At 61.8% G+C, this 23,139-nt stretch carries 22 protein-coding genes; 12 read left to right on the forward strand and 10 right to left on the reverse strand.

Features of this window, described 5'->3' with window-relative positions:
• On the reverse strand, nt 1-483 hold the full coding sequence (locus JNJ66_05400) for a hypothetical protein (protein MBL8159871.1): 483 nt from the start codon (nt 481-483) through the stop codon (nt 1-3).
• Nucleotides 484-692: 209 nt separating this feature from the next.
• On the opposite strand from JNJ66_05400, the gene JNJ66_05405 reads away from it, so the two are divergent.
• The 3 genes from JNJ66_05405 to JNJ66_05415 all read left to right on the forward strand — a co-directional run bounded on the left by JNJ66_05405 (nt 693) and on the right by JNJ66_05415 (nt 3,553).
• Nucleotides 693-1,313 carry a hypothetical protein gene (locus JNJ66_05405; GenBank protein ID MBL8159872.1) on the forward strand — a complete coding sequence of 207 codons (621 nt, stop codon included), beginning with the start codon at nt 693-695 and terminating at the stop codon, nt 1,311-1,313.
• Between the two features lie 199 nt (nt 1,314-1,512).
• Nucleotides 1,513-2,025 carry a hypothetical protein gene (locus tag JNJ66_05410; protein ID MBL8159873.1) on the forward strand — a complete coding sequence of 171 codons (513 nt, stop codon included), beginning with the start codon at nt 1,513-1,515 and terminating at the stop codon, nt 2,023-2,025.
• Between the two features lie 133 nt (nt 2,026-2,158).
• Entirely contained in the window at nt 2,159-3,553 is a 1,395-nt protein-coding gene (locus JNJ66_05415) for a hypothetical protein (GenBank protein ID MBL8159874.1), read from the forward strand.
• Nucleotides 3,554-3,690: 137 nt separating this feature from the next.
• Here JNJ66_05415 and JNJ66_05420 read toward each other — a convergent pair whose 3' ends face one another.
• Nucleotides 3,691-4,380, reverse strand: coding sequence for a hypothetical protein (locus JNJ66_05420; protein ID MBL8159875.1), 690 nt, complete (start codon nt 4,378-4,380; stop codon nt 3,691-3,693).
• 160 nt (nt 4,381-4,540) lie between these two features.
• Between JNJ66_05420 and JNJ66_05425 the strand changes: the two genes are divergently transcribed.
• The 3 genes from JNJ66_05425 to JNJ66_05435 all read left to right on the forward strand — a co-directional run bounded on the left by JNJ66_05425 (nt 4,541) and on the right by JNJ66_05435 (nt 7,264).
• Entirely contained in the window at nt 4,541-5,512 is a 972-nt protein-coding gene (locus JNJ66_05425; protein ID MBL8159876.1) for a VWA domain-containing protein, read from the forward strand.
• A gap of 305 nt (nt 5,513-5,817) precedes the next feature.
• Nucleotides 5,818-6,405, forward strand: a complete 588-nt coding sequence (locus tag JNJ66_05430) for a hypothetical protein (GenBank protein ID MBL8159877.1) — start codon at nt 5,818-5,820, stop codon at nt 6,403-6,405.
• A 130-nt stretch (nt 6,406-6,535) separates the two neighbouring features.
• Nucleotides 6,536-7,264 carry a hypothetical protein gene (locus JNJ66_05435; protein ID MBL8159878.1) on the forward strand — a complete coding sequence of 243 codons (729 nt, stop codon included), beginning with the start codon at nt 6,536-6,538 and terminating at the stop codon, nt 7,262-7,264.
• A 228-nt stretch (nt 7,265-7,492) separates the two neighbouring features.
• On the opposite strand, the gene JNJ66_05440 is transcribed toward JNJ66_05435, so the two are convergent.
• Nucleotides 7,493-8,578: a hypothetical protein gene (locus JNJ66_05440; GenBank protein ID MBL8159879.1), complete on the reverse strand. Its 1,086-nt coding sequence runs from the start codon at nt 8,576-8,578 to the stop codon at nt 7,493-7,495.
• A gap of 256 nt (nt 8,579-8,834) precedes the next feature.
• On the opposite strand from JNJ66_05440, the gene JNJ66_05445 reads away from it, so the two are divergent.
• From JNJ66_05445 to JNJ66_05455, 3 genes are read left to right on the forward strand one after another with little or no spacing between them, the layout of a single operon-like run.
• The gene (locus tag JNJ66_05445) at nt 8,835-9,170 is read left to right on the forward strand and encodes a type B 50S ribosomal protein L31 (GenBank protein MBL8159880.1); all 336 of its coding nucleotides are present in this window, start codon (nt 8,835-8,837) and stop codon (nt 9,168-9,170) included.
• Between the two features lie 39 nt (nt 9,171-9,209).
• On the forward strand, nt 9,210-10,283 hold the full coding sequence (prfA, locus tag JNJ66_05450) for a peptide chain release factor 1 (protein ID MBL8159881.1): 1,074 nt from the start codon (nt 9,210-9,212) through the stop codon (nt 10,281-10,283).
• Complete coding sequence (locus tag JNJ66_05455; GenBank protein ID MBL8159882.1) at nt 10,243-11,088, forward strand: peptide chain release factor N(5)-glutamine methyltransferase; 846 nt, start codon at nt 10,243-10,245, stop codon at nt 11,086-11,088. Before prfA ends, JNJ66_05455 begins: the two co-directional genes overlap by 41 nt.
• A 22-nt stretch (nt 11,089-11,110) precedes the next feature.
• Here JNJ66_05455 and JNJ66_05460 read toward each other — a convergent pair whose 3' ends face one another.
• The 3 genes from JNJ66_05460 to JNJ66_05470 all read right to left on the reverse strand — a co-directional run bounded on the left by JNJ66_05460 (nt 11,111) and on the right by JNJ66_05470 (nt 14,961).
• On the reverse strand, nt 11,111-12,349 hold the full coding sequence (locus JNJ66_05460) for a trypsin-like peptidase domain-containing protein (protein ID MBL8159883.1): 1,239 nt from the start codon (nt 12,347-12,349) through the stop codon (nt 11,111-11,113).
• Between the two features lie 103 nt (nt 12,350-12,452).
• On the reverse strand, nt 12,453-13,319 hold the full coding sequence (locus tag JNJ66_05465; GenBank protein ID MBL8159884.1) for a hypothetical protein: 867 nt from the start codon (nt 13,317-13,319) through the stop codon (nt 12,453-12,455).
• Nucleotides 13,297-14,961, reverse strand: a complete 1,665-nt coding sequence (locus JNJ66_05470; GenBank protein ID MBL8159885.1) for an LCP family protein — start codon at nt 14,959-14,961, stop codon at nt 13,297-13,299. Before JNJ66_05470 ends, JNJ66_05465 begins: the two co-directional genes overlap by 23 nt.
• A 272-nt stretch (nt 14,962-15,233) precedes the next feature.
• Between JNJ66_05470 and lepB (JNJ66_05475) the strand changes: the two genes are divergently transcribed.
• Together lepB (JNJ66_05475) and lepB (JNJ66_05480) are read left to right on the forward strand one after the other, a co-directional pair.
• Entirely contained in the window at nt 15,234-15,986 is a 753-nt protein-coding gene (gene lepB / locus JNJ66_05475) for a signal peptidase I (protein ID MBL8159886.1), read from the forward strand.
• Nucleotides 15,987-16,046: 60 nt separating this feature from the next.
• Nucleotides 16,047-16,673: a signal peptidase I gene (gene lepB / locus JNJ66_05480; protein MBL8159887.1), complete on the forward strand. Its 627-nt coding sequence runs from the start codon at nt 16,047-16,049 to the stop codon at nt 16,671-16,673.
• Between the two features lie 77 nt (nt 16,674-16,750).
• On the opposite strand, the gene JNJ66_05485 is transcribed toward lepB (JNJ66_05480), so the two are convergent.
• The 3 genes from JNJ66_05485 to rplU form a co-directional block, all read right to left on the reverse strand.
• Entirely contained in the window at nt 16,751-17,626 is an 876-nt protein-coding gene (locus tag JNJ66_05485) for a ParB/RepB/Spo0J family partition protein (GenBank protein ID MBL8159888.1), read from the reverse strand.
• 27 nt (nt 17,627-17,653) lie between these two features.
• A complete protein-coding gene (locus tag JNJ66_05490; protein ID MBL8159889.1) occupies nt 17,654-18,463 on the reverse strand; it encodes a ParA family protein in 810 nt (269 codons plus the stop codon).
• A 147-nt stretch (nt 18,464-18,610) separates the two neighbouring features.
• A complete protein-coding gene (gene rplU / locus JNJ66_05495; GenBank protein ID MBL8159890.1) occupies nt 18,611-18,916 on the reverse strand; it encodes a 50S ribosomal protein L21 in 306 nt (101 codons plus the stop codon).
• A 296-nt stretch (nt 18,917-19,212) separates the two neighbouring features.
• On the opposite strand from rplU, the gene JNJ66_05500 reads away from it, so the two are divergent.
• Nucleotides 19,213-19,380, forward strand: coding sequence for a hypothetical protein (locus tag JNJ66_05500; protein ID MBL8159891.1), 168 nt, complete (start codon nt 19,213-19,215; stop codon nt 19,378-19,380).
• 832 nt (nt 19,381-20,212) lie between these two features.
• On the opposite strand, the gene JNJ66_05505 is transcribed toward JNJ66_05500, so the two are convergent.
• Nucleotides 20,213-23,137 (reverse strand): isoleucine--tRNA ligase, encoded by a 2,925-nt coding sequence (locus JNJ66_05505; protein MBL8159892.1) that lies wholly within the window; start codon nt 23,135-23,137, stop codon nt 20,213-20,215.
• Between the last annotated feature and the right edge of the window lie 2 nt (nt 23,138-23,139).

The raw sequence follows: 23,139 nt of genomic DNA on the forward strand, positions 1-23,139 counted from the left end.
TTAGATTCCCTTCTGCTGCTCGCGCGGGCGCGAGGCGATCCAAGCGATGATGTACAGCGTGGCCGCACTGGCCACCCCGCCCATCAGGACAGTGAGCAGCGCCGGCAGCCACTGGGTACCCTGCACGATGCGCAGCCCCAGGATGCAGGCCGAGGCGCTGAGCAGGATGAGTGCCAACACCGACGTCCGCACCACGTGCGGCACCTCGACGCCGAGATGGCCGATGCCCTCCTCGCGCGTTAAGGCGAGTTCATCCGCTTTGTTGACGCGCCGGTGGCGGACTTCACCAGCCACCGCAGCCACCAGCAGCACCGCAACGATGAGCTGCAGTACGGCCAGGATGACGTAGTTGTTGGCCAGGCCGTTGGGCGGCAGGCCGTCGACATCGTTGCAGGCGGCAATCATGCCGCCGGACAGCAGGCCGAGCAGCCAGATCGGCATTGGCACACCGAAGGCACGGCGCAGGCGCGATGAGCGCGTCATGTCACTCCTTACTAGGACGGCCGGGCAATGGTGCCCGGCGTTGGATGATGGCAGTGGCACTGCCGGACGCAATTTAGAATAGCGTATCTATACGGATATTGACAATACTTTTACTTCATTTTATATTATTACCGTTCCTTCCCCCCGCCCGCTATTTCGGGCATGAGCGAAAGAGAGCATCCGCGATGCACCCCCACATGGAGCAGCCCGTGCCCCGTCAGCGCTTCTGGCGCCGGCGCCCCTGGCCCACCGCCGGCGCGGCGCTGGTGCTGGCGTACCTGTTGTCGTGCGGCCTGGTGTACCTGCTGGGGCCCAGCGGTGACACCGTCCAGTACGGTGCGCGGGACTACGCAGCCGTCTTCGGCATCGTCGATGGCCAGTCGTACCCGTCCGCATCCACTGGTGAAGCCGGGCCGAGCGCCCGGCCCATCCACCTCGACCCGCACGCCGGAAACGACTACGGCGACGGGCAGAACTGGGCGCTGACCATCGAGTACACCGAGCGCGGCCGGGCCCACCTGATCACCCTGGACTACACCACGCAGGTGCGGGTGATCCACACCGCGCCGGGCGAGCAGCCCAGCGTCACCTTCCGCCTGCACCAGAGCCTGCCCGCCTACTCGGGGTACGACGGCCCGCATCGCGTCCAGCCCGGCAACTTCTGGCTGTGGCAGTCGGGAGCTGTCGTGGCTCCGCCGGACATCACCCGCTCGAGCATGTGGCGGGACACGGTGTCCCGAGGCGGCCCGGGCGAACTCATGCCCAAGCTGGTGGACGTCGCCGAGGTGCGCGTGCCGGCCGGCACGCTGGACAGCCTCATCCGGGCCTGAGCGGCCCATCCGCGGCGGTCAGCATTCCTCTCTCGAGGAGTGCTGACCGCCACTATTGCTTTTTTAAGGTATTTGTGATATAATTATATGATACACTGTGTGGCCCTTTCCCAACCATTACCTTTATTGACTCATGCCAGTTCACTGACGAACTGGCCGGCACATCGCGTACCACACGGTACCTGTCCAAGGAGCACCTATGAGTAAGCCCCGCATCCTGACCATCCGCGAGACCGGTACCAACCCGGAGTTCGGCGACCCCCGCGCGGACCCGGCGCGGGCCATCCACGACGTCGACCTGCTCTGCGCCTTCGTCCTGCCCGGTGGCGACACTGGCATGACGGCAGGCCGTCCGCAGGACAGCGACCCCGCCTGGCTGTTCTACCACGAGGGTGACGACTACGTCGTTGCCGAGGGCGAAGCGGTACGGAGCGGCCGCCAGGTGATCTCCATCACCTCGGGCATGACCATCGACCTCGACCGCTGCGACGCCACCCGCCTCATCCTGCTCATCGCGTCCAACGCCACCGGCGGACAGATCACCATGGTGATGGAGGGCTTCTCCGACTCCATCGACATCCGTCAGGGCGTCATCGTCCTCGGTGAAGTCATCGGCGGTGAACGGTTCGAGCGCCGTCCGCAGCAGATGCACTTCACCGACCTGCAGGCGGCCCTGGAGGCCTACGGCTTCACGGTGCAGAACCCCACGTAGCGCGACGTGCCGGTCCTGGCCCCCTCCTCTATTCGTTTCTGGGAGGGGGCCAGGATTGTGCACTGACATGAATCAATAATAATATTGCTTTTTTGTACATTTGGTTGTAGAGTAGCTGTTTAGGAAAACTGAGATGACAAGATTCGGCTACGGAGAACGACCAGACCCCGACGGTATTGAACGCGCCCCAATGGATGCGTCGCTTGAGGATTACCGTTACGGCAACACATGGAACCCCTACGCCATGCTGCATGACATGCAGGCCGTCGTCGTCGAGATCAGCCAGGACCGTGAACACATCTGGGACGCCAGCGACCGGCACCAGATGTACTGCGCCGCCACCTGGATGGCCGCCAGCCGGCAGGTCATCGGCAATGCCATGCTGGTACAGGCGGGGAACGAGCGGAAAGACGGGCGGATTGCGACCGACATCCAGCAGATGGCAGCCCGCAATTACGAACAGGCCCTTACCTGGCTGCAGTACCGGGAAACCGTCAATGCGGATGCCGATTTTACCTTGACGGATCCGCAGGTGGACGTGGCCGTCGGCTGGCCGCAGCCCAGCGCCCGGCAGCGTATCTCCCCCGACCTGGTCAACGCCACTATCGCGGCGGCCCGGGAAATCATTTACGTACAACACCCCGGCATCAACGCCGTCGTTGATGCGCCATACCGCGCGGACTTTTATAATCCTTATAAAGATGATGTCGAGCGGACTATTCATGAGCTGGAGCTGGCCTTTGACCGGCTGACCGATGAATGGGCGGCCACCAGCGACCCTAATGTCGAACCAGGCCGGACTATTTATGCCCAACTGACGGAGCTGCTTGAAGCCGCCGTCGAACTGGGCGTCAACAAGCTGGTGCCGCGCACTGGCGACCCGAACATGCGCCTGCCGCGCAAGAAGAAACCGGCACCAGGCCGGCTGGCGGAGCTTGATACTACAAACTTATACCGCGTGCCGGAACCTGCCGAGGTAGAGCGGGCCGCACGTGCGGCCTCCGCCCCCGCCCCCGTCATCCCGCTACTGCCAAGCTTTGACCCAGCCCTATTGGGTGGCCATGCCGACAGTGAGTATGACCCGTCCGCGGCACCTGGCCTCGCCGTGGAGATTACACCGGCCCGCTCACTTCCGGAGTTCGTATCGGTGCGCTTCACAGACGAGCCGGCACCTGACAGTGCCGCCAGCTTGCCGGAATTTAAACCGGGCGCCCTTTATACCGGCATGACAGACAGTTCGGCAGAGGCTGCAACAGAGACCGTCGGAACACTTCCCCCGCTCCAGCCGATGTTTGAGAGTGAAGCGGCGGCAAACAGAGACGCCGGCGGCTCCCTGCCCACCTTCACCGGAATCGCTCCTGAAACCGACACTGCTTTGCCTGTCTTCACCGGACTTGCACCCGAAGCCACCCCTGCACTCCCCGTTTTCACCGGACTCGACCCTAAGAGCCCTGATGCCGTGGCGTCCACTAGCGAAGCTGGCGATGACGAAGACGGCAGCCTGCCTGAGTTCCGGCCGATACAATAGGCCGTCTTTCTGATTATTTCTTACATAAAAAATACAGCCCTGCGGCTGTCTTTCGTGGAATAGTACTCGGGGTGCCGGCGGATTGACCGCCGGCACCCCTTCTTGCAGGAGGCACCCTCAGGCGCCAGGCTCCACCATCAGCTGGCGGGCCGCCGGATCTTCACCCCGAGCAGCTCGAGCGCGGTCTTGATGTCCGGGGCCGACTGCGGCTCCCGGCGGAAGATCCACTTCTTCTGGCCCGGCTTCTTGGGGTCGTCGACGTACTCGAGGAACCCGAAGATGACGCAGCGGACGCCCCGGGCCTCGGTGGTGAGCTGGATGACGCTCGCCGCCATCTTGTCGTGTTCACGACCCTTGGGGTAGATGCGGACGTAGGCGCCGCCGATCTGGTCGTAGGTCAGCCCCGGCGTGTGCAGGTTGGCGAGGACCGCCACCCGCGTCGCACCGGTGCTGAGAACCAGGTCGGTGACGATCAGGCCCTTCTCGTCGTCACCCTTGCGGCTGCCGCGACCCGAACGGTCGTCACCCAGGTACGACAGCGCACCGGAGGCGCTGTCGACGCGGGCGTGGCGGTCCTTGGGGTTGAACTTGACCATCTCGCGCGGACCGTTGGCGCCGATCGAGATCAGGTAGAGGTCCGAGTCGACGTCCTCACCCTCGTCGTCGCCGGCGGCGCCGACGGTCTCCGCGAAGTCCGTGGCGACACCCAGGGGGTTCCAGCCGTGGCCGACCTGCCAGGTGTCGACGTCCTTCTCGAGGTCGTCGAGGTCGATGCTGAGCACGTCGTCCTTGAGGAGGGTGCTCTCGTCGATCTCCACGTCGCCCATGATGGGCACCTTCTTTCCGTACTCGTGGCATTGCTGCCGTAGACGTACTTCTGACGCGTCCAGTCTCCTGGAACATCCTGGAGTATAGCAGTCGCGGCTCAAAAGTCAATACTTTGAAACATTTTTTCTTTTATTACAACTTTGTTGCTTGACAATAATCTTGAGCACCCGTATACTCTGCCTGTCACGTTGTGTGACGGAACCAACCGATGCCGCCTCCAAAGGGTGGCCCGATCCATACGGAGGAACCGCGATGAGCGGTGTGACCGTCGACCTCGACGACATCCTGGAGAAGACCGACGGCGACAAGCAGTTCGTCGACCTGGTGGAGATTTCCGCCGACGAGCTCGAGAAGGCCGGCTACGACGGTGAAGGCAAGGTCGAGACCATCATCGGTATCGACATCAGCCTGTCGATGCAGGACGAGTTCGACGACGGTTCGGTGGACAAGGCGCTGCAGCTGGGCCTGGCCTACGCTTCGGTGCTCGACCCCGACCACCGGGCCGGTGTGTTCTTCTTCGGAGAGGGTGTCTACCGTGCCCCGCACGTCGACCTCCTCAACTACAAGAACTGGCTGCGGCGGAACAAGCGACACCTAGAGAGCTACACCCACCTGGGCGCCGGCATGGAGCTGGCGGTTCGGATGGCGGCCGAGGAGGCCAAGTGCCCGCGCATGGCAGACGTGCTCAACTACCGCGTCGCCACGCCGGCACTGTCCAGCGCCCCCGCTCCGCGCCAGAGTCGCTGGAGGATGGGGCGATGGAGCACCCCGGCGGCTGCCGCACCGCAGCAGCCCGGCCTCGAGCCCATTCCGGGCAAGCCGGTGAAGACCCTCATCTTCACCGACGGGCTGCCGCACGACAAGCCGAAGGCGGAGCGCACGCAGTTCGTGTCGTCCTGGACCACGAAGTTCTGGTCGTACGTCTACGTCAGCAACCAGCCGGGCGGCGCGGACTACCTGCGCACCCTGGACAACCAGCCGGGCCGCTACGCCGACAACTCCAACATGGCGTCGTTCCCGAGCTTCCAGGACCTGCAGCCCGACGCCTTCGCGGCCGCGGCCGCCAAGGACTTCGGCCCCTGGACGCAGTTCGTGCGTAACCCGCAGAACGGGCTGTACCTGGCCGCCTGACGCGGCAACAACACAACCGAGGCGCTTCGCGCGCCACCTCCGGACTCGGATTCCTCAGGGACTCCCAGGGCCCGGAGCCACCTACGGGGTGGCCCCTTCCCGGCTTCGGCTGGTGGAGGGGTCACCCCCTTCAAATTCCAGCCGTTCTTATCACTCTTATCAGCTTATAGTAACTATATTTTAAATACTAAAAATAATTGTTGACATAAAATCCAGTATGTAGTAATGTCTTAAAGTCATCCGCGAACGTGTGGGGTGGCATCAACGCTCCGGGGCTACGGCTTCGGACCGACGGAAGGTATTCCATGGGCAAGAGCAAGATCAACGTCGCCATCGTCATCGACGGCGGCGACACGCTGCAGGGCGAGCGCAAGAGCGGCCTCCTGCAGGAGATCGTCGCCGAGACGGGCCTGGCCCTGGCGGACCGCGACACCGACGGCATCGCGCCGGTGGTGCTCGCGGGCAGCCGGGTCATCCCGGCCGGCGACATCAACCTGCGCGAGCTGGAGACCGACATCCTGCTCGACGGCATCAGCGGGGTGACCCGCCTGGCGCCGGCCATCGAGGCCGCGTCCCTGGCGCTCCCCGCCGGTGAGCCCGGCGCCATCGCCGTCGTCAGCGACTTCCAGGTCGCGGACGAGGACGAGGTCTGCGACCTGGTGCTGCGGCTCGGTCAGCAGGGCAACCGCTTCCTGCTCAACGTGCGCGTCAGCGACGCCGAGGGCGGCGCGGACTTCGCCCAGAAGCTGGACGACCTCGGCGAGGGCGAGAACGACGTGTGCGACACCGTGCACGCCACCGACGACACCGGCGCGCGCCTCGAGGACGTCCGCGGCGTCGTCGGGCGCGAGCTCGACGAGTGGGCCGCCAAGGTCACCAAGATCAGCGCGTGACCCCCGGTCACCGTGCGCAGCCGCGCGCTGGTGACCACCATCCCAACAGGGGTGGCTCCTTTCCGGCTCCGGCCGTGGAAGGGGTCACCCCTCTTCTAATTTCAGGGGGGGTAGCGCCACTTTTCAACAATTGACAAAAACATATTATTATAGTAATATACCGCGAGTCACCAACCGTGACGATGCAGCCGGCATCCATGCTGGCTGCGTAGGCGCCTGCTATCAGGCACGAGTTCAGGGAGTTTTTCCAGTGTCCACCCAGCGTATCTTCAACGCGGCAATCATCCTGCACGGCGGCGAGAGCTACGCCCGTGAGCTGCGCAGCGGCCTGCTGCAGCGGGTCTTCGGCGAGACCGTCGTGGCCCTTCGGGTCTACGACACCGACCAGATGGTGCCGCTGATCGTCGCCCGGGACCAGCCCATGGAGCACGGGCCCATCAACCTCGCCCAGCCGCCGACGGTGGCCACGTTGCTCGAGCGGCGGACCTACGGCCGGGTGGCCCTGGCCCCCGCCCTGCAGATGGCGCTCGACGAGCTGCCGGCGGACCAGCCGGGGATCGTCACCATCATCAGCGACTTCCAGATCACTGACGCCGAGCAGTTCATCGCCCTGATCGATGAACTGGCCCTGTCGCCACGGCAGGTCTTCATCAAGCTGGTGTTCGCCACCGGCGACCAGGACGGCGACGACAAGCTGCCGCAGATGCTGGACGACCGCCATATGGGCGCCAGCGACAAGGTGGACGCCGTCTACGCCACCCACTTCGGGGGCGACGAGCACGAGCCGGTGCGCGAGCACTTCGGCCGCGAGGTCGACGTGCTGGTCCGCCAGATCGAGCGGGCGGCACGCCGGCGCTGAGCCAGCCTCGTCCGCAGGCCATGCGGACAGCCCACAGGGGCGACCCCTTCCCCGGACCACATCCGGACGGAAGGGGTCGCCCCTCTTCCATTTTCATACCAGACAATTACAACGAAAATACCCCCGGCCAGCGGGGCCAGGGGCATCTCCGCAGGTCGGGGGTTGGATGGCGGGCCGGCCCGCAGGATCCCAGCTGATGCCAGGACCCTGCGGGCACAGCCACAGGGATCAGGAAGAGCGGTGCCTGGTCGGCTCGACCGGCCGCTCGGCCACCGGGCCGGCGTGCTTCTCCTGCTTGGGCCGCTTGATACTGGCCACGACGCCCACCGTCAGGCACAGGCCGATGAAGCCCAGGCTGAGCCAGATCGGCAGGTGGTGCGATCCCTTGGTGAACAGCACCGGCACCTCGAAGCCGAAGACCGAGAAGCCGCCGAAGGTCACCTCCCAGGTCAGCGCCAGCTTGAAGGCGACGAAGGCCAGGATGACAGCCAGCGCCTCGTTGAGCCAGGACATCTTGGCCTTGAGCAGCGCGATGACGAAGAACAGGGCGCGGAGGCCCAGGATCGCCATGGCGTTGCTGCTGAAGACCAGGTAGGCGTTGCTGGTGATGCCCAGCGCCGCGGGGACGCTGTCGAACGCGAAGCCGATGTCCACGCCCTCGATGACCGCGACGGCCAGCGCCAGGTACGTGAACATGAAACTCGGCTTGGTGTGGCCGGGCTTCACGAGCCGGACGGTCAGGCGGCCGCCGTGGTTCCGCCCGGGGGCGATCGGCATGATGCGGGCGCAGATCCGGTAGACCAGCGAGTTCTCGATCTCGGGCTCGGTGTCGTCCTTCCAGACGACGTAGGCCGAGTAGGCCACCACGATCACCATGATCGGGATCACGTAGGCCGCGAACTTGCCGAGCAGGATGGCGCCCAGCCCGATGAAGATGAAGCGGAAGACCAGGGCGCCGAAGACGCCCAGGAACAACAGCTTGTGCCGGTACTGCCCGGGCACCTTGAACGTGTCCAGGATCACGATCCAGATGAACACGTTGTCGATGCTGAGGCTGTACTCGATCACCCACGCCGCGTAGTACAGCGACGCGGCTTCACCGCCGTGGCGCATCAGGATGAACAGCCCGTAGGCCGCACCGATGGCCACGAAGACCCCCACCATGACGCCCGGCGACAGGTTCTTGAGCCGGTTGATGCGGTGCGCCAGCATGTCGGCCATGATGCAGGTCAGCACGATGCCGAACAGCATCCCCCACTCCCACAAGGGGACGTTGAGGAGGATGTTGCCGGGCGCCTCGGATGAAGCGGCCATGAGTGTCGTCAACATATGACGTGTCCCGACTTGCCAGCGGGAGTCCTCTCTTCCTTTTGTATAGACTGGGCAAGCGCGACAGCCACCTCTGTTGGGTAGACTGATAGCCGTGGCGCTTGGCCAGTCAAACGTGTCCCACCTGCGTGAGACAATAGGTTTATTTATATCATATATACATCTTTAAGTCAACTCGTGTTGCAACGCTTGCCGTCACCCTTTGACAATATAGAGAAAAACAGATACAATATCGTCAATTATGAAGAAAGACTTACACCCCACCAACTACCGCCCTGTCGTGTTCCAGGATGAAAGCGCGAAATTTTCTTTCCTGACCCGCTCGACGGCACCCACCAAGGACACCGTAAAATGGGAAGACGGCCAGGAATACCCGCTGATCAAGGTGCACATTTCCAGCGCCTCCCACCCTTTCTACACCGGTGAACAGAAGGTTCTGGACATTGAAGGCCGCGTCGACAAGTTCGCCGCCCGCGTCAAGGCCGCCGAAGAGCGCCGCCAGGCTCTGGCCAACAAGGCCAAGAAGACTGCAGAACGCACCGTCAAGAAGAACGACAAAGCTGCGAAAGCCGCGTAACTGCAGGCGGACGACGCCTACTCCGAGGGAAACGTATAAATGGGCCTGATACACGTTGATGTTGCAGCACTCAAAGCTGAGCAAAACGAGCTTCAGGCCTTTTTGTCGTTGCCGGATGCCTACGCCAACAGCGAGTTTACCGCCAAGACCCGGCGGCTGAGCGAGCTGACTGATATCGTCGCCCTGGCCGAGGACCAGCAGCGGCTGCACGCCGACCTGACCGCCGCCCGCGAGCTGGCCGGCGGCAATGATGAGCTGGCGGAGCTGGCCAAGCTGGAGATCGGTGAGATCGAGGAGAAGCTTGGGCAGCTTGACGCCCAACTGTTTGAAATGCTGGCGCCCAAGGATCCCAACGACGGCAAGAACGTCATCGTCGAGATCCGGGCCGGCGCCGGCGGCGATGAGGCCAGCCTGTTTGCCAGCGAACTGCTGCGGATGTACCTGCGGTACTGCGAGCGCAGCGGCCTTAAGACCGAGCTTATTTCTGAAAGTCCCAACGAGGTCGGGGGTTACAAGGAAGTCATCGTCGGTATCCGCGGCGAATCACCCTACTCCCGTCTGAAGTTCGAAAGCGGCGTCCACCGCGTACAGCGCGTGCCAGCCACGGAGAGCCAGGGACGCATCCACACCAGCACCGTCTCGGTAGCAGTGCTGCCCGAGGCCGAGGAGGTAGACGTGACCATCAACCCGAATGACCTGCGCATCGATGTCTACCGGGCCAGCGGCCACGGCGGCCAGAGCGTCAATACCACGGATTCCGCCGTGCGCATCACTCACCTGCCCACCGGCATGGTCGTCACCTGCCAGGACGAAAAATCGCAGCTGAAGAACAAGGACAAGGCCATGGGCGTGCTGCGCAGCCGGCTTTTGCAGATGCGCATCGCCGAGGAACAGGCCAAGCAGACCGAGGCGCGGCGCAGCCTGATCGGCTCGGGCGACCGCAGCGAAAAGATCCGCACGTACAACTTCCCCCAGGACCGCATCACTGACCACCGCATCGGCTACTCACGCAGTAATATTCCAGCGGCCCTGGGCGGCGACATCGACGATATCATCGAACAGCTTCAGGCGTATGAACGCGAACTCCAGGCCAGCGGCGCCAGTAACGCTTAAGACCTGGTTGCGACAGGCCGCGGCACAGCTACAGGCGGCCGGCATCCGATCGGCCCGGTTAGATAGTGAGTTGTTACTGACCTATGTGCTGCAGGTTGATCGGCCGTATCTAATCAGTCATGATGATGAACCGCTTTCGCAGCCGGTCTTGGTGCAGTTGCAGGCATTGCTTGAGCGACGGCTGGAACGCGTTCCCCTTGCCTATCTGACCGGCTACAAGGAGTTTTATGGTCATCGTTTTGCCGTATCACCGGCGACATTGGTACCGCGTCCCGAGACGGAGGTACTGGTAGCGATGGCCGTCGACGCCATGACACCGGGCGCGGCCATGCTTGATATCGGCACCGGATCCGGCTGTGTCGCCATCAGCGTGGGACTGGCAATGAAGGGACTGATACCCGCGCCCATCATCCGCGCCATCGACGTTTCCGAGGCCGCCTTGGCGATGGCGCGTGACAATGCACGGGCGCTTGGTGCCGATGTTGATTTTTATCTTGAGGATTTTCGGCAGCACCAGGGCATGCAGCATGATGTCGTGGCCGCCAACCTGCCATACGTAAACCCGGCGTGGCAGAACTCGCCAGAGCTGGCCCACGAGCCACCAGAAGCCCTGTACGCCGATGATGACGGCCTGGCGCTCATCAACGAGCTGCTGGCCATGACACCCGCCCTGCTGCGTCCTGGCGGCCAGCTGCTGCTTGAGGCTGATCCGCGCCAGCTTGACCGCATAACGGAAAAGGCCCTGGAATCGGGCCTTGTCTTGCGGCAGCGCCAGGGGTGCGTGGTGCATCTGGCGCGGCCCTAAAGCTTATTTGTTCCGGTATCGTCTACTGCTCGGCTTCGGCCAGCGTGGCCTTGAGCGTTTCCTCTTTGCCGTCGCGCAGCACGGTAATGGCAATCTCATCGCCGACACCATGGCGGGCCACCAGGCTGCTGACCGGGTTGTTGGCATCGATGGCCTGGCCGTCTATCTTGGTAATGACATCGCCGCCGCGGATGCCAGCCTGCTCGGCCGGGCTGCCGCCGACGACGCCGTTCTCCGTAGTGACGTATGCTCCACTGGAGACAGAGAGGTTCAGCTGCTTGGCGGTGACCGGTGTCAGCGGGATGGTGCGGACACCCAGGAAGGGCCGTATGAGCCTGCCCTGCTCGGAGACGCTCTTGATAAGTCCTTTGGCATCATTGACCGGGATGGCAAAGCCGATACCCTGGGCGTCGGAAGCGACCGCCGTGTTCATGCCGATGACCTCGCCGGCCATGTTGACCAGCGGGCCGCCGGAGTTGCCGGGGTTGATGGCGGCGTCGGTCTGGAAGAGGTTGCTGAGCAACTCGGTGCCGCCGCCGCTCTCATCGCCGGCAGTGACCGGACGGCCCAAGCCCGAGATGACACCGGTAGTGACCGTGTTCTGGAACTGGCCCAGGGCGTTGCCGACGGCGACGACCTTCTGGCCGACCTGTACTTTGGAGGAATCACCGATGGTGGCCACCGGCAGGTCACGGCCGGGATCATTAATCTTTAAAAAGGCGATATCGTTGAGACGGTCGCGGCCGACGACGGTGACGTTATCGAACTGCGTGCCATCCGACATCGTCACCGAGACGTTCTGGGTGCCTTCGGGGATGACGTGGCGGTTGGTCATGATATAGCCGTCCTTCGTCAGGATGATGCCGGTACCAGCCCCTTCCTGCACTGATGCCTGGCCGAAGTAATCCTGTGCCGAGAGGCTCTGGGTGGTGATGGATACGGTGCTGGCGCCGACCTTCTTGGCGATGTCCGCCACCAGCTCGCCTTCACTGCTGACTACCTGTTTGGTCTCACTGACGGAAGGCGGCGCGGCATCCTCGTCGAGCGCACGGCTGCCAGCGATGACCAGGCCGCTGCCCAGCATACTGACCAGGAAGCAGCCGGCAATCAGCGCCCCGGTGGGCAGACGGTGCGGCTGAGAGGCCGGCGGGCGGTTATCGGCAGGCGGCGCGTTACGGACCGGTGCCTGCGCGGGTAGTGGCGCGTCAGCGGGCGGTGTGGTCGCCTGCTGGTCCTGTTGAGTGGGTATTCTGTCTTCCATATACCTTTATTAACCCCCTTTTGACTTAATAATGGCTGAACACGCTGGTGTCCGCACTTATTACAATCTTACTACACGTGCCGCCGCGGGAGACAGGAGCTGCCTACAGCGCGACGCTCCAACGGGTCGAGGCGATGACCACGAACAGGAAGATGCCGGTGAAGATAGCTGCGACATAGAGATCGCGCAGGCTCTGGCGCGTCTTGACGCGGGCTATAGCCTTATCGTTATTCAGGTGACGCTGGAAACCATAGGCGCGGATGGCGCAGAATGACAACAGCAGGACTATCAGGGCGAACTGGGGAATCTGCAGATCAGGCGTAATGATATAGACATGCATCCAATGGCCGTACAGCCACGCCAGTGACGCCATCAGAAAGCCCCAGAGTTGCGCCAGGAAACTGATTTTCGGTTCGGCCTCGTAGCTGCTGATGGCGTGCCGGGCCGAAGCATATGCGATAAGCCAGGTGCCGGCAACCAGCATCATGAACACCAGCTGGTTGATGGTGTTCAGCTCGGGCGTCATGCCGGCATAGGTGCATAGCGCGACGATAGCCACGAACTGGGCGACGCCAGCCTGCAGTAGCACCATGGTCTGGGTGGTGCGCGGTTTCAGCCAGATCTGCCAGACGGCAAGCACTGCCAGCCAGAGCAGACTGGCGGCCTGCGATGAGGTCTGCAGCTCGTGGTTGGTAGCGCTGATAGGGATGACCCAGGGCTTGATGATCAGGGCAGTCACGCCGACCAGGAATAGCAGGTCGACGAGATTCGTCGTCAGATTAGCCCGCCAGTAGCGCGGACGGACGGCAAAGATACGCCACTTGCTGACGATGGCCAGCAGGAATGCGACCGCCGGCAGCTGGAAAATAAGCACGAGCGCACCGATGAGGCCGACAAAGGCGACCTGTGCCGCGATGTGCAGCACGTCGCCAAAGTCGTTCGCCCGCCTACTGGTCTTGAGGAGTTCCATTGCTTCCGACGATTATAACAAAATCAGAGTTGCTGGTCACGCCCGCCGGCGCCGTCTGGACGGCTTTGCTGCCAAAGAGCATTTCAAGCTTCTTCAGGGTGGCCGGCTTCTGGCCTTCGGACAGGTCATAGATGCGCAGCGGCGCGGTGTTCAGCTCTGACGGAGCGTTGCCGACGACTTCCACGACGATACCGGCATCGGTCACCTTCTCTGCCTGCTTGCCGGCAGCACCGGCCTCGCCGGAAGCGTTCAATACATCCACCTTGGCTTTCTCAAGCATGGCGGCGTCTCCGGAGACGACGGCCTTGACGTGGGCGGCTATCTGGTCGTAGTCGTACAGGCCGGCCATCGGACGGACGATGCTCTGGCCGCCGACGTCACCGGTGGTCACGAGCGGCTCCTCCGGGTCGTTCAGCGGAATGCTGACGATATCTTTGGTCTTGGTATCCTTGGCGACGCGCAGCACGGTCTTGATCTCTTCGGCGTCGATGTTGGTCCGGACGTTGTCCCCGAGGGCCGAGAGCAGCTTGTCGACGGCGACCGGGTTGGCCAGCGTACCGGCGCTGGTGGCCTTGTCCTTGAGGGCGACGATGATCTTGCGCTGGTTCTTCTCGCGGTCGAAGTTGGCATTGGGCAGGCCGTAGCCGCCGGCGGCACCACGGGCACGGGCCAGGGCCAGGGCGTGTTCGCCATCGAGGTTAACCGGGCCGTTCTCGTACTTCACAAAGTAACAGGTGTAGTTGCAGCGCCAGTCAAAGTTGCGGTCCAGGATACCGCGGGGGTCATCACTTTCAATTGTGACAGTGATGCCACCGACGGCGTCAACCGCCTGGCGCAGGGCCGTGTAATTGACGTGGGCGCTGTACTGGACGTCCAGGCCGGTAACCTCGGAGACGGTCTTGCGGAAGGCGGACTGGCCGGCTTGCTCGTCGCCGTCCTGGCGGTCGCCCTTGCCGCACATATACACTTCGTTGATACGGCCTTCGTAGCCGGATATGCAAGCTTTGCCATATTTGACATACAGGTCGCGCGGAATGCTTATCAAAAAGACATTGTTTTTCTTCTGGTCGATGCTGGCTACCATGATAGAGTCCGAAAGTTCGGCGCCCTCATGCTCCGGGTCGTCCTCGGAGGTGCCGAACAGCAGGATATTGGAGCGGCCCATAGTGTCGGTCTTGAGCGGCTTGCCCTGCGACAGGATGGCGCTAAGGACATTCCCCTGGAAGACCTTGCCGGTCGTCATGAAGAAGCGATACACGAAATAGCCGCCAACCAGCAGCAACAGGATGACCAGGATGATGATGCCGCGCTTGACGGCCTTGCGCGACGGCTTGCCAAAATGGAATCGGCCCTTGCCTTCACTGCTGTTCTTGCCACTATTGCCGCCAGCACCGTTCTTGGCGCTGCCACGGCGGCGCGGCTTGATGTCCGGCAGATCGGGCGAAGGAAGTGCATGGTCGGCGCTGCCGCCAAAGAAGTTCTGGATACTCTCGCCTTCGGCCTTGGCCGTCTGGTTCATAGTCGGGCGTGGCGCCGGTGCGGCACTGGGCTTAGGGCGGGCCTGCGGTTTGCTGGCGGTGATCTCGCGGCGTTCGCGCCGTGGGATGAAAAAGCCGTCAACAGAACTGCTATTATTACTCACTACAGCTACTCCTTATCAACGATTAGTAGGACGCAGGCGACGCTTGTGCCACATACGCTTGTCGTGTGTCGCCCGGTATCATATCAGTCGGTCGGCACTGCGTCCATGCAGTGCAGGTTCTGGACGGGTTACGACACCACTATAGCGTTTTTAAGCTCGAGCGTAAAGAAAAAATGCGCTATAAAATTATTCACACCATGATGCAGTTTTTAATGATTGGTCTATAAAAAACACCCGAAAAATGCCCGGACAAGCTATACTAAGGGTAGCATATGAACATCAGATTGCGCCCCCAGCTTCCCGGTCGCCGGCCCGCCCCGCCCGCGGCCACTCCCCGCCCCTCGGCGGCGCGGTCTGATGCTGCCTCGATACGGCCGCTGCCCCTGGATGACGCCCCGGATCCGCTGCGTATCGGCCGGGGCGGCAGTGCGCCGCGGCTGCGCGGCGGGTCCTCACGGCTGCGCAGTGCCCTGGCAAACCTGGGCCTGATCGGCTGCGTCGTGGGAATTGCCCTGTTCATCAACACCTTCCTGCTGCAGTCATACTATGTGGAAGGCACCAGCATGGCACCGACGCTGCACAATAACGACCGGTTGATCGTCGACAAGGCTTCGGCTTCGGCCGCCCACATCACCGGCAAGCCATACCAGCCGCAACGCGGCGACATCGTCATCGTCGACAGCCGTATCCGCGACCAGAACGGCGAGTACGAACAGCTTATCAAACGGGTCGTCGGCCTGCCTGGGGAGCGGCTGGCCATCAGTGACGGCAAAATCATGGTCTACAACAAGGAGCATCCCGAAGGGTTCGACGTCGACAAGCAGCTCGGCCTCGAACTGGACCCCACCTTCACGCCAAGCCTTATCGACCTGACCATTCCAAAGGGCGAAGTCTTTGTGGTCGGCGACAACCGCCAGGCTGGTGGTTCGCTTGATTCGCGCATCTTCGGGCCGGTCAAGCTCGATACGCTGGACGGGCGGCTGATGGCGCGCATCTTCCCGCTTTCCGGCAAGACGTTCTTTTAGCCGGCCTGCACTATTCCACGGCAATGGCATTTCGGCCCAAGGCGCGATACAATAGTAGGAATGCAACCAAACGACAATGACCGGATCATCGTGCCGGTTGAAAAATCAAGCAGTCATACCGTCCTGCGTGACCTGATAGGTGTCGCCATCTTCATCCTGTCGGTCGTGCTGGGCGCCTTCCTTCTGAACACCTTCGTCTTCCAGACCTACTCGGTCCAGGGGCCAAGCATGCAGGATACGCTGCATACCGGCGATCGCCTTCTGGTCAACAAGTTCGCCGTCTCCTCGGCCAAGATGAGTGGCAAACAGTACATGCCGGAGCGCGGCCAGGTGGTCGTCTTCAGCAATCCCCTGTTCCATGTCCAGCAGAGCGAAGAATACCTGGTCAAGCGCGTCATGGCCCTGCCAGGCGAGCACGTCGTCCTGAAGAAAGGCGTCCTGACCGTCTACAACAAGGAGAACCCCGACGGTTTTCAGCCCGACAAGCTGTACACCGGCCCCAAATCCCCGTCTTCGGGTACGGCGGACCTGCGCGTACCGGCCGGTGAGGTCTTTGTGGCCGGCGACAACCGTGTCGGCGAGTACTCCTTCGACTCCCGCAACGGCCTGGGCACCGTACCGATCGAGTTCATACAGGGGCCGGTGGCCGCCCGTATCTTCCCGATCACGCAGTTCAAGACCTTCTAGCGACACCGTCGGCACAAGCCCGCACACGAAAAAACCGCGCCGATACAGCGCGGTTTTTCATATGAACGGAACGGCAGCTAGAGCAACTGCCCGTAAATCCGCTCCAGCTCGTCGTCCGAGGCGTAGCGGATAATCAGCTGGCCGCCTTTGGCCATGGCCTTGACCTGCACCGGAGCGCCCAGGCGCCGCGACAGCTGCTTGGTCTGCCTGGTCTCGGACTGGGTCTTCTTGACGGCACCGGCCTGGCTCTTGGCACCTTCACGGATAGCGACGACGAACTGCTCGGCCTTGCGGACCGACCAGCCGTGCGTCGTTATCAGTTCCAGCAGCTGCTGTTGCAGCTTGGGGTCTTCCAGGGCAAGAATCTGGCGGGCATGGCCCTCGCTGATAGCTCCCCGTACCAGCGCATCTTTGGCCGGCTCGGGCAGGTTGAGCAGCCGCAGGATGTTGCTGACGGTACTGAGGGCCTTGCCAACGCGCAGACCGATTTCATCGTATTTCATATTGAACTGCTGGTGCAGCTTCAGGTAGGCGGTGGCTTCTTCCAGGGGGTTGAGATTTTCGCGCTGCAGGTTCTCGATCAGGGCCAGCTCCAGACGCTGCTGGGCAGTGACCGTCCGGACGATGACCGGCACGGTGGCCAAGCCGGCCAAAGCCGACGCCCGCCAGCGCCGCTCACCGGCAATAAGACGGTACAGTCCGCTGCCGTGCTGCGTGACGACAAGCGGCTGCATGACGCCATGCGTCTTGATAGAGGCGGCCAGCTCGGCCAGGGCGGCCTCGTCAAAATGGCGGCGCGGCTGCTCCGGGTCAGGCTCGACGGCCGCGTGCGGCACTTCCTTAAGGCGTGACACCGCCGTATCTTCTGCGGCGGTCGGGTCAAACGCCTCGTCAACCAACTGGGTCGGAATCAGTGCATCGAACCCGCGGCCCAAGCCTTTTTTAATCGCCATGTCGCCCCTTCCCCTTCCTTGTTATCATTATTTCTTTGTATTTGTGCCTGGCGCATCAAGCCGTTTCAGTAATTCTTTCGCCAGTCCCTTGTATGCCCTGGCGCCCTTGCTCCAGCGGTCGTACATCCCCACTGGCAGGCCGTGGCTGGGTGCTTCGGCCAGCCGGACGTTGCGCGGAATCACCGTCTCGCAGACCTTGTCCGGGAAATACTTCTTTACCTCCTCGTACACCTGTTGGGAAAGCGTGGTGCGGCTGTCATACATAGTAAGAACGACGCCAAGGACATCGAGACCGGGGTTAAGGCGTTCACGGATAAGCTTCATGGTCTCCAGCAGCTGCCCCAGCCCCTCCAGGGCGTAGAACTCCGCCTGGACCGGCAGCAGCAGCTTGTCGGCTGCAATGAAAGCGTTGACGGTCAGCAGACTCAGGCTGGGCGGACAATCGATAAGGACGATATCAAAGGCCGGCAGTGCGGCATCGGCGGGACGCTCAGTGGTCAGGCCGGCCAGTGCTACGCGCAGTCGTGAGAATCGTTGGTCGGCATTGCCCAGCTGGGCTTCGGCGTCGGCCAGCTGCGGGGTGGTGGGCAGCAGCCAGACGTTCGCCACTTCGGTGGCGATGACCGTATCGGCGGCCATGCGCTCACCAAGCATGACATCGGCCAGCGTTCCCTTGAGCGCCCGTTTATCAACACCCAGACCGCTGGTAGCGTTGCCCTGCGGGTCGGCATCAACAAGCAGGACCGATTTGCCCGACTTGGCAAAATAGTAGGCCAGATTGACGGTGGTAGTCGTCTTGCCGACGCCACCTTTTTGGTTGGTTACTGCGATGATCATGTCTGTGTTGAGGTATCGCTACCTGTACCCTTATACCCTTGTATGGCCTTATTATACCACCAATAGTGGCCGTGAAAAGAAAAAGTTTTCACGCTGCACGAAAAAACGCCCCGAGTGAGGCGTTCTTCCTGACTTGGCCCGTATTCCTTACTTGATCGAACCGATCTGGATGCGGGAGTACTGCTGGCGGTGACCGGTCTGCGTATTGACGCGCTTCTTGGCCTTATAGCGGATGATACGGATCTTGTCGCCCTTCACCACTTCTTCAAGCACCTTCGCGGTCACTTTCACGCCTCTTACCAGCGGGCTGCCTACGGTAGCCTTGTCGCCGTCGAGAGTCATCAAAGCGTCAAGCGAGAGCTCTTTTGTGCCATCCGGGAGGCGGTCCACCAGGAGGGTCTCATTTTCGGCCACAAGGTGTTGCTTGCCGCCGATGCTGACGATTGCTTTCATGTCTTACCTTTACGATTACACGTTTGACTTCGATAGATTGTAACAGATTATGTGACTTCTGTAAATAATCACTCGCATGCATAATGCGCATATTGCAATAACTTAATAATTATTATAAAATATAATGGTCATATCCGCACAAGCGCGCTCAGATTGGAGCGTCATGGCAGAACCGGTCGACCCGCGTCGCGCCGACGACGACAACGACCCCGGCGACGGCGACTCGGGCGGCGAAGGCAGCCCGCACGTCTGACCCACCCGGCAGCTCCGGCTGCCCCATCAAAGGAGCTCCACTGATGCAGCCCATGGACGAGCAGGACGCGATACGCCTGCCGCACCCGGCGGACACGCACCGGCAGACGACCGCCACCGGTGCGAGCAGCAACGTTGCCGGCGCACACGACCCCGACGAGACCGAGCCGGTGTACCAGCGCGAGCAGTTCGAGGAGACCGGCGAGGAGTAGGCCCCTTCGGGCCGATTCACCCACGGCCGCGAGGCCCCCTGCCCACCCACGAGGTGGCGTAGGGGGTCATTGCGGCCGTTCTTCATGCCTACCCCTGTGTTATCGGTGTGGAAACTATGTAACGCACTGTGGAAAACCTGTGCACAACAATAGTATTGCGCGCTTTTCCCGCTATGCTATTGTAGTAAGGTCGCCCACAGCAATTCGGGCGGCGAGCTGTACACCGCACCATCAGTTCCATCGGTTTCGCGTCACCCGGCTTCGGGGATGCACTGGCGAAGGATCACGCGCGTATGCAGGTAGTTCAGAACGGGGATGGCATCACGATGCCGCCCCATCCCTACCCCGGTCATCCGACCGGGCGTTGCCGACCGCACGGCGGTCCTTGATCGACTCCGGCCGTGAAGACGGCCCCGGGAGACCGATCGGCGAGACCGAGGGCACCGCCCTCATGACACCGCAGGCACGGGCAGCACGTCAGCACCGCGGGGATCAAGCTCCCCACGACGTACCGCCCCCAAGACGGCCCCCGGAAGTTCATGAAGGAGGTGCCGTATGGATCCCCTGACGGGAGAACCATACGACCCCGGCTGATCCGAGCCGGAAGACCCCTGTAGGCCCGAGCCAGCCCACCGCGTCCATGCTTAACGGGCAGGCTCACGAGAGGCCGCGAGGCGGTCCCGGATGCGCACCAAGCGCGCTACCCGGGGCCCCTCGCGGTCATAAAAATTTACTACGCATCATCCATACATCACATTAAAAAACGCCGGGCATTGCCCGGCGTTTTTTAATCGATTTGTTGCCAGCTGTGCGCCCGGCTGGCAACCCTTGCCTATCTGACCGGTACTTTCTCCAACGACACCCTCATAGCGGCGCCTTCAACTTTGACAGTCTCCGTGTGGACACACTCGGCGTCGACCATAGCCACCGCCAGCGTTTCGGCCATGATGGCCGCTTCGTGCTCGTCTATGGCCGCCTGCAATCCCCTGTCCTCCGTTGCCAGGTGGAGCCTGATACGGTCGTCAACGTTCAGACCGGCATTCTTGCGGGCGTTTTGCACATAGCGGATCACTTCGCGCATCAGGCCTTCGCGCTTCAGCTCGGGTGTTACTGCAAGCGACAGCTCACCGGCCAGAGCAGCTGCCCCGTCGGCGGCCTCATCGAACATGACCGCTTTGACGTTCAGCTCCTCCCTAAAGACTTCCTCATACCCCTTCAGTCCAGTGGCGCCCTGGCCGCGGACCGTGAACGTCGAGAGCGGCTGGCGCACCTTCACCTGTGCACGGGCACGCTGGCTTAGGCCGCTGTTGATCAGCTCGCGGACGGTTTCCATTTCCGTCACCAGCAGCTCATTGACCCGTCCGGCGACCGGCCAGTCCAGCAGGTGCACACTCTCACCTCCGGTCAGTTTCTGATACAGCTCCTCCGCCAAAAACGGCGTGAATGGCGCCATCACCATAGACAGGCGCACCAGCACATAGTGCAGCGTCCGGTAAGCGTTCTGCTTGTCATGGTCATCACCGCTCTTCCAGAACCGTCGCCGGCTGCGGCGCACGAACCAGTTGGAGGCGTCCTCGATGAACGGCAGGATCGGCTTCATGGCGTCAGGAATGTTATAGGCATCCATGTTGCGTTCGACTTCTGCCGTCAACTGGTGGACGCGGCTGACCACCCACTGGTCCAGCGGGTTCGTCAGTTCCTCCAGCGGGTCGGCCATCAGCTTGGCGTCGCCCTTGAACTCCCAGCCGTCAACCTCGGCGTACATGGTGAAGAAATCATACATGTTCCAGACCATGCTGAGCTTGCGGGCGACATCGCCCACCTCTTTGTCCTGCAGGCTGAAGTCCTCGCCGTTGAGCAGCGGGCTGGACAGGAGCAGGAAGCGCAGGCTGTCAGCCGAGTACTGATCCATTAACACGTTAGGGTCGGTAAAGTTGCCGTAGCTCTTGCTCATCTTGCGGCCGTCATTGCCGCCGACGTTACCGGTGACGATGACGTTCTTAAAGGCGTTCTTGCCGAACAGTCCCACGTTGACGGCATGCAGGTAATAGAACCAGGCACGCACCTGGCCGATGTACTCAACGATGAAATCGCCCGGGAAGTTGCTTTCGAACTTCTCGACGTTCTCGAATGGGTAATGGAATTGTGCAAACGGCATACTGCCGCTCTCGAACCAACAATCGAGTACTTTTTCTATGCGACGGTATTCCACACCATCGATCGTGAAGGTGACATCGTCGACCCACGGCCGGTGATAATCCTTCAGCTCGACGCCGCTCAGCTCCTTGAGCTCGGCATAACTGCCCACCACCCTGATGTGCTCCCGGCCATCCTTATCAACGCCTTTCCAGACTGGCATGGCCGTAGCCCAGAAGCGGTCGCGGCTCAGGTTCCAGTCGGGCGCGGTCTGGACGGTCTTCTCGAAGCGGCCGTGCTTGACGTGCTCCGGAAACCAGGTGATGTTCTCGGTATTTTCCACTAACATGCCCTTGCGCTGGCCCTCGATATCCATGAACCAGCTGGGGTGCGCCCGGTACATCAGCCGGTGGCCGGTGCGCGGGTTGTGCGGATACTGGTGGCGGTAATACTGGATCTTCCAGACCACGCCACGCTCATGCAGCGTCTTGGCTATCGGCTTATTGCTTTCCCAAACGTCCTGACCTTCCCATTCGGTCTCGGTGTACTTGCCATAATCGTCGAGAACATGGACCGACGGGAAGCCTTTTTCCTGCGCCAGCGCGAAGTCCTCCTCGCCGTATGGCGGCGCCAGATGGACAAGCCCCGAACCGCTTTCCAGCGACACGTAATCGGCATGCCAGACCAGATGGGCCTTTTTGCCGCGGTGCGCAAACAGCGGCTCATACGACTGGCCGACCAGCTCGCTCCCCTTTACTTCGCGGACGATACGGTACGGCAGCACCTGATGTTTCTCGTCCGTCAGTACCGTATCAAGCAAATCTTTCGCCAAGATGAAATATTCACCAGGAGTGTTGTCTAATTCAACTTCCGCATACGTGAAGTTTTCATTAACCGCCACGGCGGTGTTGCCCGGCAGCGTCCAGGGCGTCGTCGTCCAGGCCAGCAGGAAGGTCGGCGTCTTGGCCTCCGTCAGCCGGAATTTTACGTAGACACTCGGGTCAGTCACATCCACATACGCGCCGGCGTCCATGGTCACCTCCGCTTTGGACAGCGGCGTGGCCCACTTGGTGTCGTACATCAGCACCCGCTCGCCCTCGTATATCTTGCCCTTTTCGTAGAGGGTCTTAAAGGCCCACCAGACGCTTTCCATGTAGTCGCGGTCCATCGTCTTGTAGGCGCCACGGAAATCAACCCAGCGGCCGATGCGGTCAATGGTGTCTTCCCATAGGCCACTGGTCTGTACCATGCTCTCGCGGGCGGTCGTGATGTAATCCTCCAGGCTGATCTTGGTGCCGATGTCGCGCCGGTTGGTGATACCAAGCTTCTTCTCGACGAAGTTCTCGGCCGGCAGCCCGTGGCAATCCCAGCCCCAGACGCGTTCGACGCGCCGTCCCTTCATCGTCTGATAGCGCGGCACGGCATCCTTGACGATGGAGCTCAGCAAGGTGCCATGGTGCGGTACACCGGTGATGAACGGCGGCCCATCATAAAAAACATAGGCGCTGTCACGCGGGCGTTGCTCGATTGATTTCTCAAATGTCTTGTGCTCTTTCCAATAGCGCACCAGGTCCTTTTCGTACTCCAGGGCCCGGCGCCGGGTGTTCTTGTGAAACTTCATAA

It is taken from the genome of Candidatus Saccharibacteria bacterium, assembly GCA_016789455.1.
GTDB lineage: Bacteria > Patescibacteriota > Saccharimonadia > Saccharimonadales > Saccharimonadaceae > CAIJKY01.

Excerpts from the sequence above, each read along its gene's own strand:
- JNJ66_05490 (MBL8159889.1), bottom strand. The coding sequence starts at position 18,463 with ATGATCATCGCAGTAACCAACCAAAAAGGTGGCGTCGGCAAGACGACT.
- JNJ66_05465 (MBL8159884.1), bottom strand. The coding sequence starts at position 13,319 with ATGGAACTCCTCAAGACCAGTAGGCGGGCGAACGACTTTGGCGACGTG.
- JNJ66_05430 (MBL8159877.1), top strand. The coding sequence starts at position 5,818 with ATGGGCAAGAGCAAGATCAACGTCGCCATCGTCATCGACGGCGGCGAC.
- JNJ66_05440 (MBL8159879.1), bottom strand. The coding sequence starts at position 8,578 with ATGGCCGCTTCATCCGAGGCGCCCGGCAACATCCTCCTCAACGTCCCC.
- JNJ66_05420 (MBL8159875.1), bottom strand. The coding sequence starts at position 4,380 with ATGGGCGACGTGGAGATCGACGAGAGCACCCTCCTCAAGGACGACGTG.
- JNJ66_05500 (MBL8159891.1), top strand. The coding sequence starts at position 19,213 with ATGCAGCCCATGGACGAGCAGGACGCGATACGCCTGCCGCACCCGGCG.
- JNJ66_05445 (MBL8159880.1), top strand. The coding sequence starts at position 8,835 with ATGAAGAAAGACTTACACCCCACCAACTACCGCCCTGTCGTGTTCCAG.
- lepB (MBL8159886.1), top strand. The coding sequence starts at position 15,234 with ATGAACATCAGATTGCGCCCCCAGCTTCCCGGTCGCCGGCCCGCCCCG.
- JNJ66_05400 (MBL8159871.1), bottom strand. The coding sequence starts at position 483 with ATGACGCGCTCATCGCGCCTGCGCCGTGCCTTCGGTGTGCCAATGCCG.
- JNJ66_05455 (MBL8159882.1), top strand. The coding sequence starts at position 10,243 with ATGAACGCGAACTCCAGGCCAGCGGCGCCAGTAACGCTTAAGACCTGG.
- JNJ66_05415 (MBL8159874.1), top strand. The coding sequence starts at position 2,159 with ATGACAAGATTCGGCTACGGAGAACGACCAGACCCCGACGGTATTGAA.
- rplU (MBL8159890.1), bottom strand. The coding sequence starts at position 18,916 with ATGAAAGCAATCGTCAGCATCGGCGGCAAGCAACACCTTGTGGCCGAA.
- JNJ66_05485 (MBL8159888.1), bottom strand. The coding sequence starts at position 17,626 with ATGGCGATTAAAAAAGGCTTGGGCCGCGGGTTCGATGCACTGATTCCG.
- JNJ66_05505 (MBL8159892.1), bottom strand. The coding sequence starts at position 23,137 with ATGAAGTTTCACAAGAACACCCGGCGCCGGGCCCTGGAGTACGAAAAG.
- JNJ66_05410 (MBL8159873.1), top strand. The coding sequence starts at position 1,513 with ATGAGTAAGCCCCGCATCCTGACCATCCGCGAGACCGGTACCAACCCG.
- prfA (MBL8159881.1), top strand. The coding sequence starts at position 9,210 with ATGGGCCTGATACACGTTGATGTTGCAGCACTCAAAGCTGAGCAAAAC.
- JNJ66_05460 (MBL8159883.1), bottom strand. The coding sequence starts at position 12,349 with ATGGAAGACAGAATACCCACTCAACAGGACCAGCAGGCGACCACACCG.
- lepB (MBL8159887.1), top strand. The coding sequence starts at position 16,047 with ATGCAACCAAACGACAATGACCGGATCATCGTGCCGGTTGAAAAATCA.